At 63.8% G+C, this 15,018-nt stretch carries 11 protein-coding genes; 7 read left to right on the top strand and 4 right to left on the bottom strand.

All coding sequences use genetic code 11. From position 1 onward, the window contains the following. Positions 1 to 33: 33 nt before the first annotated feature. Both ntrC and C6571_RS00700 read left to right on the top strand, forming a co-directional pair. Positions 34 to 1,635, top strand: coding sequence for a nitrogen regulation protein NR(I) (ntrC, locus tag C6571_RS00705; protein WP_106444991.1), 1,602 nt, complete (start codon positions 34 to 36; stop codon positions 1,633 to 1,635). A 180-nt stretch (positions 1,636 to 1,815) separates the two neighbouring features. Further along, the gene (locus C6571_RS00700) at positions 1,816 to 2,745 is read left to right on the top strand and encodes a ferritin-like domain-containing protein (RefSeq protein ID WP_106447949.1); all 930 of its coding nucleotides are present in this window, start codon (positions 1,816 to 1,818) and stop codon (positions 2,743 to 2,745) included. Positions 2,746 to 2,791: 46 nt separating this feature from the next. Here the strand turns inward: C6571_RS00700 and mfd are convergent, their stop codons facing one another. Further along, positions 2,792 to 6,268, bottom strand: coding sequence for a transcription-repair coupling factor (gene mfd / locus C6571_RS00695; RefSeq protein ID WP_106444989.1), 3,477 nt, complete (start codon positions 6,266 to 6,268; stop codon positions 2,792 to 2,794). Between the two features lie 118 nt (positions 6,269 to 6,386). Between mfd and ispD the strand changes: the two genes are divergently transcribed. Further along, positions 6,387 to 7,214 carry a 2-C-methyl-D-erythritol 4-phosphate cytidylyltransferase gene (gene ispD / locus C6571_RS00690; protein ID WP_106444987.1) on the top strand — a complete coding sequence of 276 codons (828 nt, stop codon included), beginning with the start codon at positions 6,387 to 6,389 and terminating at the stop codon, positions 7,212 to 7,214. Between the two features lie 2 nt (positions 7,215 to 7,216). Further along, entirely contained in the window at positions 7,217 to 7,723 is a 507-nt protein-coding gene (gene ispF / locus C6571_RS00685; protein WP_106444984.1) for a 2-C-methyl-D-erythritol 2,4-cyclodiphosphate synthase, read from the top strand. Here ispF and C6571_RS00680 read toward each other — a convergent pair. Together C6571_RS00680 and ompR are read right to left on the bottom strand one after the other, a co-directional pair. Continuing rightward, positions 7,686 to 9,164 carry a sensor histidine kinase gene (locus C6571_RS00680; RefSeq protein ID WP_106444982.1) on the bottom strand — a complete coding sequence of 493 codons (1,479 nt, stop codon included), beginning with the start codon at positions 9,162 to 9,164 and terminating at the stop codon, positions 7,686 to 7,688. The genes ispF and C6571_RS00680 overlap by 38 nt on opposite strands. Before the next feature lie 62 nt (positions 9,165 to 9,226). Continuing rightward, positions 9,227 to 9,961: an osmolarity response regulator transcription factor OmpR gene (gene ompR / locus C6571_RS00675; protein ID WP_106444980.1), complete on the bottom strand. Its 735-nt coding sequence runs from the start codon at positions 9,959 to 9,961 to the stop codon at positions 9,227 to 9,229. A gap of 227 nt (positions 9,962 to 10,188) precedes the next feature. On the opposite strand from ompR, the gene C6571_RS00670 reads away from it, so the two are divergent. Then, on the top strand, positions 10,189 to 10,908 hold the full coding sequence (locus tag C6571_RS00670; RefSeq protein WP_106444978.1) for an SIMPL domain-containing protein: 720 nt from the start codon (positions 10,189 to 10,191) through the stop codon (positions 10,906 to 10,908). A gap of 83 nt (positions 10,909 to 10,991) precedes the next feature. Here the strand turns inward: C6571_RS00670 and C6571_RS00665 are convergent, their stop codons facing one another. Next, positions 10,992 to 11,774, bottom strand: a complete 783-nt coding sequence (locus C6571_RS00665) for a 3-hydroxybutyrate dehydrogenase (RefSeq protein ID WP_106444976.1) — start codon at positions 11,772 to 11,774, stop codon at positions 10,992 to 10,994. 66 nt (positions 11,775 to 11,840) lie between these two features. Here C6571_RS00665 and C6571_RS00660 point away from each other — a divergent pair, with 66 nt between their 5' ends. Together C6571_RS00660 and C6571_RS00655 are read left to right on the top strand one after the other, a co-directional pair. After that, positions 11,841 to 12,776 (top strand): alpha/beta fold hydrolase, encoded by a 936-nt coding sequence (locus C6571_RS00660; RefSeq protein ID WP_106447948.1) that lies wholly within the window; start codon positions 11,841 to 11,843, stop codon positions 12,774 to 12,776. Continuing rightward, positions 12,773 to 14,986, top strand: a complete 2,214-nt coding sequence (locus tag C6571_RS00655; protein ID WP_106444974.1) for a RelA/SpoT family protein — start codon at positions 12,773 to 12,775, stop codon at positions 14,984 to 14,986. The genes C6571_RS00660 and C6571_RS00655 overlap by 4 nt, the downstream gene beginning before the upstream one ends. Positions 14,987 to 15,018 lie beyond the last annotated feature (32 nt).

Genomic DNA, 15,018 nt, shown 5'->3' with positions numbered 1-15,018 from the left:
GGAATGACGACTGCCAACGGGGAATGACTGCTTATGAAGCCGATCTGGATAGTAGATGACGACCCTTCGATCCGCTTCGTGCTGGAAAAGGCCCTTGCGCGCGAGGGTTTGAGCACGCGCAGCTTCAGCCACCCGCGCGAGGTGCTGGATGCGATGGCCGCCATCGCCCAAGGCGTGCAGGCCCAGCCGGGTCCGCAGGTTCTGGTCAGCGACATCCGCATGCCTGGGGGCTCGGGGCTGCAGTTGCTCGAAAGTGTGCAGGCGCTGCAGCCCGGCCTGCCGGTCATCATCATGACGGCGTTTTCAGACCTCGACAGCGCCGTTTCGGCCTTCCAGCGCGGGGCATTCGAATACCTGCCCAAGCCCTTTGATCTGCCCAAGGCGGTCGAACTGATCCGCCGCGCGGTACAAGAGAGCCAGCGCGAGGATGTTGCGCAGGAAACTGCCGAACTGGCGCCCGAGATGCTGGGCCAGGCAAGCGCCATGCAGGACGTGTTTCGCGCCATCGGACGCCTGAGCCAGAGCCAGGTCACGGTGCTGATCACTGGCGAGTCCGGCTCGGGCAAGGAACTCGTGGCGCGCGCCTTGCACAAGCATTCACCCGTTGCGCAAGGCCCGTTCGTTGCCATCAATACGGCGGCGATTCCCAAAGATTTGCTGGAGTCCGAACTCTTTGGCCACGAACGCGGCGCGTTCACAGGGGCCCAGACGCAGCGGCGCGGACGTTTTGAGCAGGCTGAGGGCGGCACCCTGTTTCTCGATGAAATTGGCGATATGCCCTTCGACCTGCAAACGCGCTTGCTGCGCGTGCTCTCAGACGGCCAGTTCTACCGTGTCGGTGGTCACAGCGCGGTAAAGGCCCACGTGCGCGTCGTGGCGGCCACGCACCAGAATCTGGAGCAGCGCGTCAAAGAGGGTGTTTTTCGCGAAGACCTGTTTCACCGCCTCAACGTCATCCGCTTGCGCCTGCCTGCGCTGCGTGAGCGGCGCGAGGACATTCCCATGCTCGCGCGCCATTTTCTGCAGGTGAGCGCACGCCAGCTGGGCGTCGAGCCGAAGCGGATTGCCGAGTCGGCGCTTGCGCGGCTGGCCGACTTTGACTTTCCGGGCAACGTGCGGCAACTGGAGAACATCTGCCATTGGCTCACCGTCATGGCGCCAGCTCAAGTTGTTTCGCTGCAAGACCTGCCGCCCGAGGTGCTTGCCTATCCTGCAACCCCTGCAATGCGTGGCGAGACGCCCGCACCCCCTTCGGGTGCTGCCGTCTCGGCAGACGAAGCCCGACCGGCGGGCCTGCACACCTCAGCGCTCGGCGCGCCGCAGGTGCTTGCTGCCGAGAGCGCAGCTGGCGCGGAAACCCTTCGGTCCGTGTCCGCAGCAAACGCTGCCATGGCAGGCGGCTGGGAGCAGGCCTTGGCTCTGGAAGTACGCGCCTTGCTGGCCGCTGGCGGCAACGAGGTCTGGGATCGTCTGGCGCAGCGCTTTGAGTCCTGCTTGATCTCGGGCGCGCTGGACGCCACGCACGGACGGCGCATGGAAGCTGCGCAGCGCCTGGGCATTGGCCGCAATACCATCACGCGCAAGATTCAGGAGCTAGGCCTTGACGTCAAGAATTTGAATGAAAATGGGCTCTAGCGCTTATTCTGTAAGCACTAAAAGCTATCTTTTCAATAGCGTTTTTATCTGCCTTCGCAAGGCCTGATGTGCGCGCGGGTGGATGCGCAAAAGTCCTACACGCCAGCGCGCGGGGCGCGCACCCAGGCCAGGCAGTGCCACTCCCAGAATGGCTCCATTGATTCAACCAAGGAGCTAGACATGTCCGATCGGAACGATGCGAACCGCGATCCAATTACCAACGAGCCAGGTGCCCACCCCGTGGGCACGGGCTTGGGTGCTGCCGTGGGCGGTGCAGCGGCTGGAGCCGCCACAGGTGCCTTTGGCGGCCCGGTAGGCGCTGCCATCGGTGGCGTGGTGGGTGCCGTGGCGGGTGGCTTGGCAGGCAAGGCCGCGGCCGAGGCCGTTAACCCTACCGCAGAGGAGGCTTACTGGCGCGAGGCGTATCGCGACGAACCCTACGTCACGCCAGAGCGAAGCTACGATGACTACCACCCTGCCTATGCGCTCGGCTGGCAGTCAGTGGGCTTGTACGAAGGGCCTTTTGAAACCGTAGAGCCGAGCTTGCGTGACCGCTGGATCACGGATCGCGGAACGTCGCCGTTGGAATGGCCTGAAGCCCGCCACGCTGCACGGGCAGCGCGGGAGCGCGTCGGGGCAGTGGGCACCGTGACTGGAACCTTGGATAACGACGACGTGGTCGATGTGCTCAACGACCTGCTGGAAACCAGCCGCGACGGGGAATACGGTTTTCGTACCTCGGCTGAACACGCTGATTCCGCAGAGGTGAAGGCGCTCTTGTTGCGCCGCGCTGCGGACTGCGCGTCGGCTGCCACCGAGCTGGAGCAGACCATTCGCCAATACGGCGGCGATCCTGCCGACGGCGGCACCATGGCCGGCGCCATGCACCGGGGCTGGGTCGCGGTGAAGACGGCGCTCTCGACCATGGACGACAAGGCGGTGCTGCAGGAATGCGAACGGGGCGAAGACTCAGCCGTTGCTGCCTACCGCAAGGCTTTGAAGAAACCCCTGCCCGCGACGGTGCGCGATTTGGTGTCGCGCCAGGCGGGCGGCGCCCAGCGCAACCACGACGAAGTCAAAGCCATGCGGGACCGCTTTGCCAATGCCTGATGGCACCCAACCCATAGCGTTGCCGGCCCTGAGGGGCCGGTTTTTTTTAGTTGGGTGCCACCGGAGCGCCCAGGTTGCGCAAGAGGTCACGCACCAGCTGGACACGAGCCGGTGCGTCGGGCAACTCGCGCTCGATGCGCAGCTTTTCGTTGCCAGCCAGCTTGATGTGTCGGTTCTTCTGCACCAGTTCGATCACGCGCATCGGGTCCACTGGCGCGCCTGGCCGGAAACTGATGGTGGTGACCATGGGCGCGGAGTCCACTTTGAGCACGCCGTAAGGTTGCGACAGCACGCGCAAGCGGTGCACATCCAACAAGGTTTGTGCCTGGGGGGGGAGCTTGCCGAAGCGGTCGACGATTTCTTCAAGCAAACCGTCAATCTGTTCGGGCGTGCGCGCAGTAGCCAGCTTCTTGTAGAACGACAGGCGCAGGTGGACATCGCCGCAGTAGTCCTCGGGCAATAAGGCAGGTGCATGCAGGTTGATGTCGGTGGTCACGTTGAGCGGCGCCAACAGATCCGGCTCTTTCCCCGCCTTGAGGCTGCGTACGGCCTCGCCCAGCATTTCGTTGTAGAGCTGAAAGCCGATTTCCATCATGTTTCCGCTCTGGTTCTCTCCCAGCACCTCGCCGGCGCCACGAATTTCCAGGTCGTGCATGGCCAGGTAGAAACCACTGCCCAGCTCCTCCATCGCCTGGATGGCGTCGAGGCGCTGCTGGGCATGTTTGGTGAGGCTTTCCACGTCGGGAACCATCAGGTAGGCATAGGCTTGGTGGTGGCTTCGGCCCACGCGTCCACGCAGTTGGTGCAACTGCGCCAGGCCAAACTTGTCGGCGCGGCTCATGACGATGGTGTTGGCTGTCGGAACGTCGATTCCGGTTTCAATGATGGTTGAGCACAGCAACAGGTTGTAGCGCTGGGCCACAAAATCCCGCATCACGCGTTCAAGTTGCCGCTCAGGCATCTGGCCATGGGCAACGGCAATGCGTGCCTCTGGCAGGATTTCTTCCAGTTTCTGGCGCCGGTTCTCAATGGTTTCGACTTCGTTGTGCAGAAAGTACACCTGACCGCCGCGCTTCAATTCACGCAAGACGGCCTCGCGAATCACCCCCGTGCCTTCGCTGCGCACAAAGGTCTTGATCGCCAGGCGGCGCTGCGGCGCCGTGGCGATCACCGAGAGATCGCGCAGGCCTTCGAGCGCCATGCCCAGAGTGCGCGGAATGGGTGTGGCGGTGAGTGTCAGCACGTCCACCTCGGCGCGCAACTGCTTCATCTGCTCTTTGTGGCGCACGCCAAAGCGGTGCTCTTCGTCAATGATGAGCAGGCCGAGATTGTGGAATTTTGTGGATTCGGAGAGCAGCTTGTGGGTGCCGACGACGATGTCTACCGTGCCATCTGCAATGCCTTTGAGCGCCGCAGTCACTTCCTTGCCGGAACGAAAACGCGAGACTTCCGCCACTTTCACCGGCCATTTGGAAAAACGGTCCACCAGCGTCTGGTAATGCTGCTCTGCCAAGAGAGTCGTCGGCGCAAGGAAGGCCACCTGTTTGCCACCCGTGACGGCGACGAAGGCCGCGCGCAAAGCAACTTCGGTCTTCCCAAAGCCGACATCACCACAGACCAGGCGGTCCATGGGGCGCGGGCTGATCATGTCCTGGATGACAGCGTGGATGGCTGCGTTCTGGTCGGCCGTCTCCTCAAAGCCGAAATCGCTGACAAACTGCTCGTAGTGCTGCGCGTTGTAACGGAAGGCGTGGCCCTCGCGCGCTGCGCGCCGGGCATAGATGTTCAGCAGCTCGGCGGCGCTGTCGCGCACTTGCTCGGCGGCCTTGCGCTTGGCTTTTTCCCACTGGCCGCTGCCCAGCTTGTGCAATGGCGCTTCGTCCGGTGACACGCCGGAATAGCGGCTGATAAGCTGCAATTGGCTCACCGGGACATAGAGCACCGCGTTGGCTGCGTATTCGAGATGCAGGAATTCCTGTAGCGCGGGCGTACCGTCAGGGTTTTGATTGCCCACGTCCATGTTCACCAAGCCGCGGTAGCGGCCGATGCCATGGGCACTGTGCACCACTGGGTCGCCCAGGGTCAGCTCCGACAGATCCTTGATGAGCGACTCGACATCGCTGACCTGCTCTTGTTTGCGCCGACGCCGTGCCGTCGCCGGGGTCGAAAACAGTTCGGTTTCGGTGACGAAATCAATGCCTTGCTCCACCCAGGCAAAGCCTTCGGCCAGGGCTGCGGTGGCAATGCCTAGGGGTTCGCCGACCGCCTGCTCGAATTCGGCAAGTGAATCAAAGCTCGGCAGGTCGATGCCACCGGCGCGCAAGAAGTCGAGCAGGCTCTCGCGCCGGCCGGCACTCTCGGCCAGAACCAGCACCCGGTGCTGGCCGGTCGCTACATGGCTTTGCAGGCGCGCCAGCGGTTCCGGCGCCCCCCGCACCACCGAGATGTCGGGAAGGCGTTGGAAGATGGCGCTGTCCGGTACATCCTCCACTCCGGTGCGCAAGGCCAATTGCGCATATTCGCGTGCCCCGGTGTAGAACTGATCGGCGCTGAGGAACAATGCGTCCGGCGGCAGGGCAGGGCGCTCGGGGTCGCCCTGCACCAGGCGGTAGCGTTCACGCGTGTCTTGCCAAAATCGCTGAAACGCCGGTTCAAGGTCCCCATGCAGGACCACGGTGGCCTTGTCGCCCAGGTAGTCGAACACCGTGGCAGTCTGCTCAAAGAACAACGGCAGGTAGTACTCGATGCCGGCCGTGGCCACGCCCTGGCCAATGTCCTTGTAGATGCGGCTCTTGGTCGGGTCGCCTTCGAGCACTTCGCGCCAGCGACTGCGAAAACGTGCGCGGGCATCGTCGTCCATGGGGAATTCACGCCCCGGAAGCAGGCGCACTTCGGCCACGGGGTAGAGGCTGCGCTGGCTATCGGGGTCGAAAGCGCGCAGCGAGTCGATCTCGTCGTCAAACAGGTCCACCCGGTAGGGCACTGCGGAGCCCATGGGAAACAGGTCGATCAGACCGCCGCGCACCGCATACTCGCCTGGGCTCACCACCTGGCCGACATGGGCGTAGCCGGCCAGCGTCAACTGGGCGCGCAGCTTGGCCTCGTCCAGTTTTTGCCCCAGCTGGAAATGAAAGGTGTAGCCCGCCAAAAACGACGGGGGTGCCAGCCGGTACAGCGCGGTGGTAGCGGGAACCAGCACCACGTCGGCACCGGTGTCGCGGTCGCGTTGGCTGATGCGCCACAGCGTTGCCAGGCGCTCGCTGATCAGGTCCTGGTGTGGCGAAAAGCTGTCGTAAGGCAGGGTTTCCCAGTCGGGAAACAAAGCGCAGCGCAAGTCCGGTGCGAAGAACGCAATTTCATCGAGCAGGCGGCGCGCGTCAGACGCATCGGCCGTGACGATGGCGGTCACGCCACTCTGGCCGCGCTCGCGTTCGGCGAGCCGCGCAAGCAACAGGGCATCAGCGCTGCCGGGAGGTCGGGGCAAGCCGAAGCGCTTGCCAGGAGAGAGTTTGGGGAGTTGCATGCACGCGAGCGAAAGGGCCGCACCGGCGCCCCGATGGCGCCAGGCAGGCAACCACCCGGCGTGGCGGGAAGCGCAATTCTAGAATGCGGCCATGTCCGACGTCTTTTCCTCCCCAGATATGTGGCCTGCGTCGTCTGCTAGCCCCTTGGTGTCGCATGTGCCGTGCAGTTTCTGGGCGCTGCTGCCTTGTGCCGGCACAGGCGCGCGGGCGGGGCTTGGTGGCCACGGCGATGCCGCCCTGCCCAAGCAGTACCGGCTGGTGGCAGGCCGACCCCTGGTGCTGCACACACTGGCAGCCTTTGCGGGGGTTGAACGCTTGCGCAGCACGCTGGTGGCCGTTGCGCCGGGGGATGTATTTTTCGACAGCCACCCGGGCACCGGCTACTTTGCCGTGCCTTGCGGAGGTGCGAGCCGGGCCGACACGGTGCGCGGCGGTCTGCGCGCTCTCGCTGAGCGCGGCGCACAGGAGCGTGACTGGGTGCTGGTGCACGACGCAGCGCGTTGCCTGGTGAGCACCGAGCAGATCAATGCCTTGATAGATGCATGCATGGGCGACCAGGTGGGTGGCCTTCTGGCGCACAAGCTGGCCGATACCCTCAAGACGGCCAGCTCCGGGCCGGGGGGTATCCGGGTGGTTTCAACGGTCAATCGGGGCGATAAATGGCTGGCACAGACGCCGCAGATGTTTCGCCTGGGGCAGCTCGCCAAGGCGCTGGAACAATTCGGCTCGACAGCGACGGATGAAGCCAGCGCCATCGAAGCCATGGGTGAGCACCCCAAGCTGGTGCCTGGCAGTGCGCTGAACTTCAAAGTTACCTTCCCCGAAGATTTTGCTCTGGCCGAAGCCGTACTTGCGCAGCGCATGCACGCAGGCACCTTGGCCCGGTTTGGCGGCATGCAGGGGCATGGCGCTGCGGACGGCGATGTAGCGAGGAGCACCCCATGAGCATGAACATGCGCATTGGAGAAGGCTGGGACGTGCATGCTCTGGTGCCGGGGCGCGCCTTGGTCATTGGCGGTGTCACCATCGAACACCCACTCGGCTTGCTCGGGCATTCGGACGCCGACGTGCTGCTGCATGCGATTACCGATGCGATTCTGGGTGCGGCAGCATTGGGCGATATCGGTACGCATTTTCCCGACACCGACCCCATCTTCGGCGGTGCCGATTCGGGTCGCTTGTTGGCCGAGGCGGTGCGGCGGGTGCGAGCTGCCGGCTACGAGCTGGGCAACATCGACTGCACGGTGATTGCCCAAGCGCCGCGCCTGGCGCCGCACCGGGACGCCATGCGTGAGCGCATTGCTTGCGCCCTGGGCGTATCGGTGGAGCAGGTGAACGTCAAGGCAAAAACCGCCGAGCGACTTGGACCGGTGGGACAGGGCCTGGCGATTGAGGCGCGCGCGGTGGCGCTCGTCTTCAGCTCTTCGCAACGCGCGGCGGAAGCTTGCGCTTGACCAGCGGCCGATGCAGGCGCTGTTGCGCTTCCGTCCCCCCTTGGAGCATGTCTGCACGCTGTAGTTGAACGTGGGCCACGAGTCCGCCCGACGCCGCATTGGCCAGCGCAAAGATGCCTCCCATGCGTTGAATCGTTTTGTCGACGATGGATAGCCCCAAGCCCGCTCCCGCTGCCGCCGTGCGGGCGGAGTCGCCGCGAAAAAACGGTTTGGTCAGGTTGGCCAACTGCTCGGGCGGCACCCCTGCGCCATGGTCGCGTACCTTCAGCAGCACCCACTGCTCGCGCCCTTTGGCCGCAATCTCTACGCGGGCGACTTCGGTTTCCGCGTTTTTTCCGTAGCGGCGCGCGTTTTCCAGCAGATTCGAGAGAATGCGCGCCAACTCCACTTCATCCGCGAGGACGTTGAGGTCGTCGGGCACATCCATGGTGATCTGCAGTTCCCGATGGTCCTGCACGGCGAAGACACACGACGCCACCACACCGCGCAGATTTACCGGCGTCAGCGTGACATGGTCGGGGCGCGCGTAGTCCAGAAACTTGTCGATGGTCGCATCCAGCTGGACGATGTCTGCCACCATGTGCTCGCGCGCAATTTCATCCGACACGCTCATTTCGGTTTCCAGGCGCAGGCGCGCCAAGGGCGTACGCAGGTCGTGCGAAATGCCGGCAAGCATCACTGCACGGTCCTGCTCCAGCTTGGCGAGTTTTTGCGCCATGCGATTGAAGCCGATGTTCACCTCCCGGATCTCACTGGTTACCGCCTCTTCGTCGAGCCGGCTCGCGGCAAAGTCGCCATCGCGCACGCGGTTGGCGGCAAAAGACAGGCGCTTGAGAGGCTGGTTGATCAGCCGGGCAATGGCCGCCGCCCCGGCGAGTGACAAGGCGCCGGCGGTCACCAGCCAGATCAGCCAGGTGCGCCCCCCTGCCGGTGTGAAGCGCGAGCGGTCCATCAGCAGCCAGTTGGCATCGCCATTGATCGTGAAGCCCACCCACAGGCCTTTTTCTCCGTTCACGCTTTGTGCCACGATGGCGCCTTGGCCGAGTCTGCGCGTCAGCTCTTCTGTCAGGCGCAAACCCAGGTCGGAGTTGTCCAGCAGCTCAAACCGGTCGCCGGGCTCGCGCGGCAGAATGCGCACGCCCTCTTGGTCGGCCATGGTCTTGATGAGCGAAACGCGCGCAATGGGGTCGGCATGCACCAAAGCGGCGCGACTCAGGTTCACGAGCGATGCAATTTGCTGGGCGGTGTGCAGGGCACGTGGCTCGAATTCAAGCGCTCGCAGGGTCTGGAGCCAAGCCAGGATGCTGCCGAACAGGAGCACGCTGAGCAAAAAGAAGGTGCGCCAAAACAGATTGAGTTCAACCCGTTTGCGCGGTGCAGACGCGCCCTGTGCCTCCAGTGGCGCAGGGTTTGTGACTTCCGTGTCAGCAGTGTGGGGCATGGACAGTCTCAGAACGGTCGGAGACAAATGCAGGGGTGCTCACGCTGCAGGCGGCGCGGCCCTCAGCCCGCACCATCGGGTACAAAAACGTAGCCCACACCCCAGACGGTCTGGATGTAGCGCGGGGCGGCCGCGTCCTCTTCAATCAGCTTGCGCAAACGCGAGACCTGCACGTCCAGGCTGCGGTCAAAGGGCTCGAACTCGCGGCCACGCGCCAGCACGGCCAGTTTTTCGCGCGAAAGCGGCTGGCGCGGGTGACGTACCAAGGCCTTGAGCATGGCGAACTCGCCCGTGGTCAGCGGCAGCTCTTCCCCATTTTTCTGCAAAGCGCGCGTCCCCAGATCAAACGTGAAGGGCCCGAAGCTGACGGTCTCGTTATCGCCCGACGGTGCACCGGGTGCCTCGTGAGCGGGCCGGCGGCGCAGCACGGCGTGGATGCGCGCCAGCAGCTCGCGCGGGTTGAAGGGCTTGCCCAGATAGTCGTCGGCGCCCACTTCCAGGCCGACAATGCGGTCCACGTCTTCTCCCTTGGCGGTCAGCATGATGATGGGTGTGCGCTCGTTGGCGGCGCGCAGGCGCCGGCAGATCGACAGGCCATCTTCGCCCGGCATCATCAGATCGAGCACGATCAGATCCACGGTGTCGCGCAGCAGGATGCGGTTGAGCGCCTTGCCGTCTTCGGCGAGGACGACTTCAAAGCCCTCCTGAGTGAGATAGCGGCGCAGCAGGTCGCGGATGCGTGCATCGTCATCCACCACCAGCACCTTGTCGGTGCGTGCAGCGTTGGTTGTGGCCATGGTGACTCCTCGGTCCAATTTGTAACAACGGCCATTGTTACCAATTTGTGGCCTGAAAACCGCGCCGTTCGCCAGGGCTTGACCTCCGGTTACATGTTTTTCCCGCGGCGCACAGTTCGCTTGGCGCATGCCAGGCACTGGCGATGTCGGCTGACAAGGGCAGGGCTCCAGCCTGCGCTAAGGTGCAGGCCCCTTTTCACTCCTTGCGTGCGTTGGCACGCCTGCCCATGAAAACCACACGCTCAATGTTCGCTTCCATCTTGTTTTTTCTCGCCGCTTGTGGGGCGGCGCAGGCGCAATCGAGCCTCACCCCCGCGCCTCAGAACGTGATGCAACTCGAGGCCAGCGGTACGGTAGAGGTGCAGCAGGACGTTCTGGTGCTCACCCTCGGGACGGTGAAGGAGGGCAAGGATGCTGCGCTTGTCCAAACCCAGCTGCGCCAGGCACTGGATGCGGCGTTGCAGGAAGCGCGCCGCAGCGCCGAGCCGCAAAAGATGGAGGTGCGCACCGGCAATTTTTCGCTCTCGCCGCGTTATGGACAAAACCAGCAGATCACGGGCTGGCAGGGCAGCGCTGAATTGATCCTGGAGGGGCGCGACTTTCCCCGCATCACCACCGCTGCAGCGCGTGTGAGCAGCATGACGGTCAGCCGTGTCGCCTTTGACTTGAGCCGCGAGCAGCGCGAAACGGTGGAGCGGGACGCGCAACAGCAGGCCATCGCGCGCTTCAAGGCGCAGGCGCAGCAGCTGAGCGCCGGATTCGGATTTGGCGGCTACGGCCTGCGCGAAGTGGCCGTGCACAGCAACAGCTCGGCTCCGGGCCCGCGTCCGCGCATGATGGCAATGGAAGCGCGCGGCGCCAGCGTTTCGTCCGACGCGCAACTGCCCGTGGAGGCTGGCAAGGCCAGCGTCACGGTGACCGTCTCGGGCAGTGTCCAGATGCGCTGAAATTTCGATAAAAATCGGGCTCTAGCGCTTATCCCATAAGCGCTACAAGCTCTTATTTTTATAGTAAAAGCGGCGCCAAAAACCTATTGCGCTGCCCAGCCGCCATCCATGTTCCAGGCCACGCCGCGAACGTTGTTGCCTGCAGGGGAGCAGAAGAACAGCGCCAATTCGGCCAGTTCTTCGGGGGTGGTGAACTGCATCGAGGGTTCTTTCTCGCCCAGCAGCAGCTTTTTCGCATCTTCATTGGACAGGCCGTGCTCGCTTGCCTTTGCGTCCACCTGCTTTTGCACCAGCGGCGTCAGCACCCAACCTGGGCAGATGGCGTTGCAGGTGACCCCGGTGGTGGCGGTCTCCAGCGCGGTGACTTTGGTAAGGCCCACGATGCCGTGTTTGGCCGCCACGTAGGCTGATTTTTGCGCAGACGCCACCAGCCCGTGGACTGAGGCGAGGTTGATGATGCGTCCCCAGTTGGCCGCTTTCATGGCGGGCAGCGCGAGTCGCGTGGTGTGGAATGCGCTGGTGAGGTTGATGGCAATCACCGCGTCCCAGCGTTCGACGGCGAAGTCCTCAATGTTCGCCACATGCTGGATGCCGGCGTTGTTCACCAGGATGTCCACGGCGCCGAGTTCGCGTTGGCAAGTGGCCATCATGTCTTCGATGTCGGCTACCCGCGACATATCGGCCCCGTGGTAGGCGACGCGCGCGCCTGCCTGTGCGCCGGCGGCCTGCACTTGCGCGCGTGCGCCTTCGCTGTCGCCAAAGCCGTTGAGCATGACATGGGCGCCCTGGCGCGCGAACGCCTTGGCGATCCCCAGGCCAATTCCACTGGTAGAGCCTGTGACGAGAGCAGTCTTTCCTTGAAGCATTGTTTTCTCCGGATGATTTACGATGCAATGAAGCAATTATTGTGCGAACTGACGCAGGCTACCTCCATGATTGAACCTAGGCTGAACTACGTATCCTGTGCCGGCGCCGCAGCAGGCACGGGGCAGGACAGCCACCGCATGGCGTACTGGGAATGGAATGCCACGGGCAACCCGCAGCACCCGCATGTGGTGGTTTGTGTGCACGGCCTCTCTCGCCAGGGACGCGATTTCGATACTCTGGCGCGCACGCTGGCTCCGCATGCCCGCGTCATTTGCCCCGACGTGGTGGGGCGCGGTGAGAGCGACTGGCTCGCCGATCCCATGCAGTACGAGGTGCAGCACTATGCAGGTGACATGCTGGCCATGCTCCAGCAACTGCAGCAACAGGCCCCCATCGAGTCCCTCGATTGGGTCGGCACCAGCATGGGTGGACTGATTGGAATGGTGGTGTCCAGCTTGCCGCCGGGGGTGTTGCCGGTGTCGGTACGCCGTCTGGTGCTCAACGACGTCGGGCCTGCGATCGAATGGTCAGCGCTGGAGCGCATTGGCGAGTACCTGGGCGCGCCGCTGCGCTTTGAATCGATCGAGCAGGCAGCCGCGCAGTTGTGGGCCATGTCCACCAGCTTCGGTCCGCACACGCCCGAGCAGTGGCTGGCGCTGACGCGCCCCATGCTGCGCAAAACCCCAGAGGGGCCGTACCGCCTGCACTACGACCCGGCCATCGCCCAGCCCTTTGGCGCTCTGACACGCGAGGCAGCCGAACAGGGCGAAGCACTGCTGTGGCAGCTTTATGACGCCATCCGTGCGCAGACCCTGGTGCTGCGTGGCGCGCAGTCCGACTTGCTCTCCGTTGCCACGGCGCAGGCCATGGCTGGGCGTGGCCCCAAAGCGCGCTGTGTCGAGTTCGCTGGCGTCGGACATGCGCCCACCTTGGTCGCTGCCGATCAGGTGGAAGTGGTTCGTGAATTTTTGCTGGCACCGCCGCAGCAAGGCCGTGCATGAAAAATTCGGTGGCTGTCACGCAGCGGGGTGCGTCCGGCGAGTCGACCGTGCCCGTGCTGGTTGCGGCCACGGCGGGTGCGGTTCCAGAGCAAGCGAACGCGCTGGCGCGTGCGCGCGTTTTTGCTGAACCGCTGATCGGTGGCGAACTGCTGGGTACCGGCGAAAACGCGCTGGACCATGCCGATGCCGTCGCCGCAATTCTCAAGGGAATTGGCGGCTCGGAGGCGATGCAGGCGGCAGCCTACCTGGTCCACACCTGTCCGCACCTCAACCGCCCGCGCGAGGTGATCGCCAAGGCCTTTGGCGACAACTTTGCCACCTTGGCGGTGGAAACCACGCAGCTCATGCATTTGCAGGAGCAGGCGCGCGAGGCGCGGGCACCCGACGATCCCGGCGAGCAGACCGAGAGCGTGCGCAAGATGCTGCTGGCATTCTCCCGCGACCTGCGCGTGGTGATGCTGCGCCTGGCTTCGCGCCTGCAGACGCTGCGCTTTTATGCCGTGAGCAAACGACCTGTGTCGCCGGCCATCGCGCACGAAGCGCTGCATGTCTTCGCCCCCTTGGCGAACCGGCTGGGAATCTGGCAGTTCAAGTGGGAGCTGGAAGATCTGGCGTTCCGCTTTCTCGAACCCGACACCTACAGGGAAGTAGCGCAGCTGCTGGACGAAAAGCGCATTGAGCGCGAGCTCTACATGGAGCAGCTGCGCACCAGTGTCGAAGCGGCTCTGCACGCCCAAGGCATCACCGCCACGGTGCAGGGCAGGCCCAAACACATCTACAGCATCGTCAAAAAGATGCGCGGCAAGTCGCTGGCCTTCGAGCAGCTGTTTGATCTGCGGGCCCTGCGCGTCATCGTGCCGAACGTCAAAGACTGCTACCAGGCACTGAGTTGGGTGCATAGCCATTTCACCCCCTTGGTTGAGGAATTCGACGACTACATCGCCAAACCCAAGCCCAATGGCTACCAGTCGCTGCACACCATCGTGCGCGACGACTCTGGCAAGGCCATCGAGATTCAGATCCGCAGCCAAGACATGCACGCGCATGCTGAGAGCGGCGTCGCAGCACACTGGGCCTACAAAGAGGCGGGCAGCAAGGGTTATGCGGGCGTGTCGGCCAGTAGCGAATACGACGCCAAAATCGCGGTGCTGCGCCAGCTGCTGGCGTGGGAACGTGATTTCTCCGGGGCGCCCCAGCACCGCAATCTGTTTGATGACCGCATCTATGTGCTGACGCCCAACGCAGCCATTGTTGAACTGCCGCAGGGCGCTACGCCGGTGGACTTTGCCTACGCTGTACACACCAGCGTCGGTCACCGCTGCCGCGGCGCACGCGTCGATGGTGCCATGGTGCCGCTCAACACCCCTTTGCAAAATGGCCAGACGGTGGAAGTGAGCACCGCCAAGGAGGGTGGACCGTCGCGCGACTGGCTCAATGCGGACCTCGGCTACCTCACCAGCCACCGTGCACGCACCAAGGCACGTGCCTGGTTCAACGCGCTGGCGCAGAACGAGACCATTGCACGCGGCCGTGAGGCCGTTGAGAAGCTGCTGCAGCGAGAAGGCAAGACCGCGATGCGGCTCGAAGAGCTTGCCAGCCAACTGGGCTTCCGTTCGGCCGACGCCTTGTTTGAAGTGGTGGGCAAGGACGAATTCTCGCTGCGCAATATCGAGGTGCTGCTGCGTCCTTCCGAGCCTGCGCCGACACCTGACGACTACTTGTTGCTGAAAAAGGCGCGTGCGCCCGATAAAGATCCTAAGGGCGGTGTTCTGGTGGTCGGCATGGATTCGCTGATGACGCAGCTGGCTCGCTGCTGCAAGCCCGCGCCGCCCGACGACATCCGCGGCTTCGTCACGCGCGGCAAGGGGGTGAGCATTCACCGCGCCGATTGCCGCAATTTTCGCGAACTGGCGGCCCGCAGCAGCGAGCGCGTGATTCCCGTCGAGTGGGGCGCCCCTCGACCAAGTGCAAATGCAGCCTTCTATCCCGTCGATGTGGCTGTCGAGGCCAGCGACCGCCATGGCTTGCTGCGCGACATTTCCGAGGTGTTCGCCAAAGAAAAAATGAACGTGATCGGCGTGCAAACCCAGAGCATCAAGGGCACGGCCTGGATGACGTTCACGGTGGAAGTATCTGACTCGGCGCGCTTGTCCAAAGTCTTGTCCGTTGTGGCCCAGGTGGGCGGCGTGCATTCGGCACGCAGACGCTAAAACACCCCGCCAGTGGGCCGGAAGCGGAACTT

The sequence above is a fragment of the Simplicispira suum genome (assembly GCF_003008595.1).
In the GTDB taxonomy this organism is placed as follows: Bacteria; Pseudomonadota; Gammaproteobacteria; order Burkholderiales; family Burkholderiaceae_C; genus Simplicispira; species Simplicispira suum.
This window is presented reverse-complemented; position numbering and strand designations above follow the sequence as displayed.

What these genes read in the sequence shown, in the direction of transcription:
- ntrC (WP_106444991.1), top strand. Translation starts at nt 34, where the DNA reads ATGAAGCCGATCTGGATAGTAGATGACGACCCTTCGATCCGCTTCGTG.
- C6571_RS00700 (WP_106447949.1), top strand. Translation starts at nt 1,816, where the DNA reads ATGTCCGATCGGAACGATGCGAACCGCGATCCAATTACCAACGAGCCA.
- mfd (WP_106444989.1), bottom strand. Translation starts at nt 6,268, where the DNA reads ATGCAACTCCCCAAACTCTCTCCTGGCAAGCGCTTCGGCTTGCCCCGA.
- ispD (WP_106444987.1), top strand. Translation starts at nt 6,387, where the DNA reads ATGTGGCCTGCGTCGTCTGCTAGCCCCTTGGTGTCGCATGTGCCGTGC.
- ispF (WP_106444984.1), top strand. Translation starts at nt 7,217, where the DNA reads ATGAACATGCGCATTGGAGAAGGCTGGGACGTGCATGCTCTGGTGCCG.
- C6571_RS00680 (WP_106444982.1), bottom strand. Translation starts at nt 9,164, where the DNA reads ATGCCCCACACTGCTGACACGGAAGTCACAAACCCTGCGCCACTGGAG.
- ompR (WP_106444980.1), bottom strand. Translation starts at nt 9,961, where the DNA reads ATGGCCACAACCAACGCTGCACGCACCGACAAGGTGCTGGTGGTGGAT.
- C6571_RS00670 (WP_106444978.1), top strand. Translation starts at nt 10,189, where the DNA reads ATGAAAACCACACGCTCAATGTTCGCTTCCATCTTGTTTTTTCTCGCC.
- C6571_RS00665 (WP_106444976.1), bottom strand. Translation starts at nt 11,774, where the DNA reads ATGCTTCAAGGAAAGACTGCTCTCGTCACAGGCTCTACCAGTGGAATT.
- C6571_RS00660 (WP_106447948.1), top strand. Translation starts at nt 11,841, where the DNA reads ATGATTGAACCTAGGCTGAACTACGTATCCTGTGCCGGCGCCGCAGCA.
- C6571_RS00655 (WP_106444974.1), top strand. Translation starts at nt 12,773, where the DNA reads ATGAAAAATTCGGTGGCTGTCACGCAGCGGGGTGCGTCCGGCGAGTCG.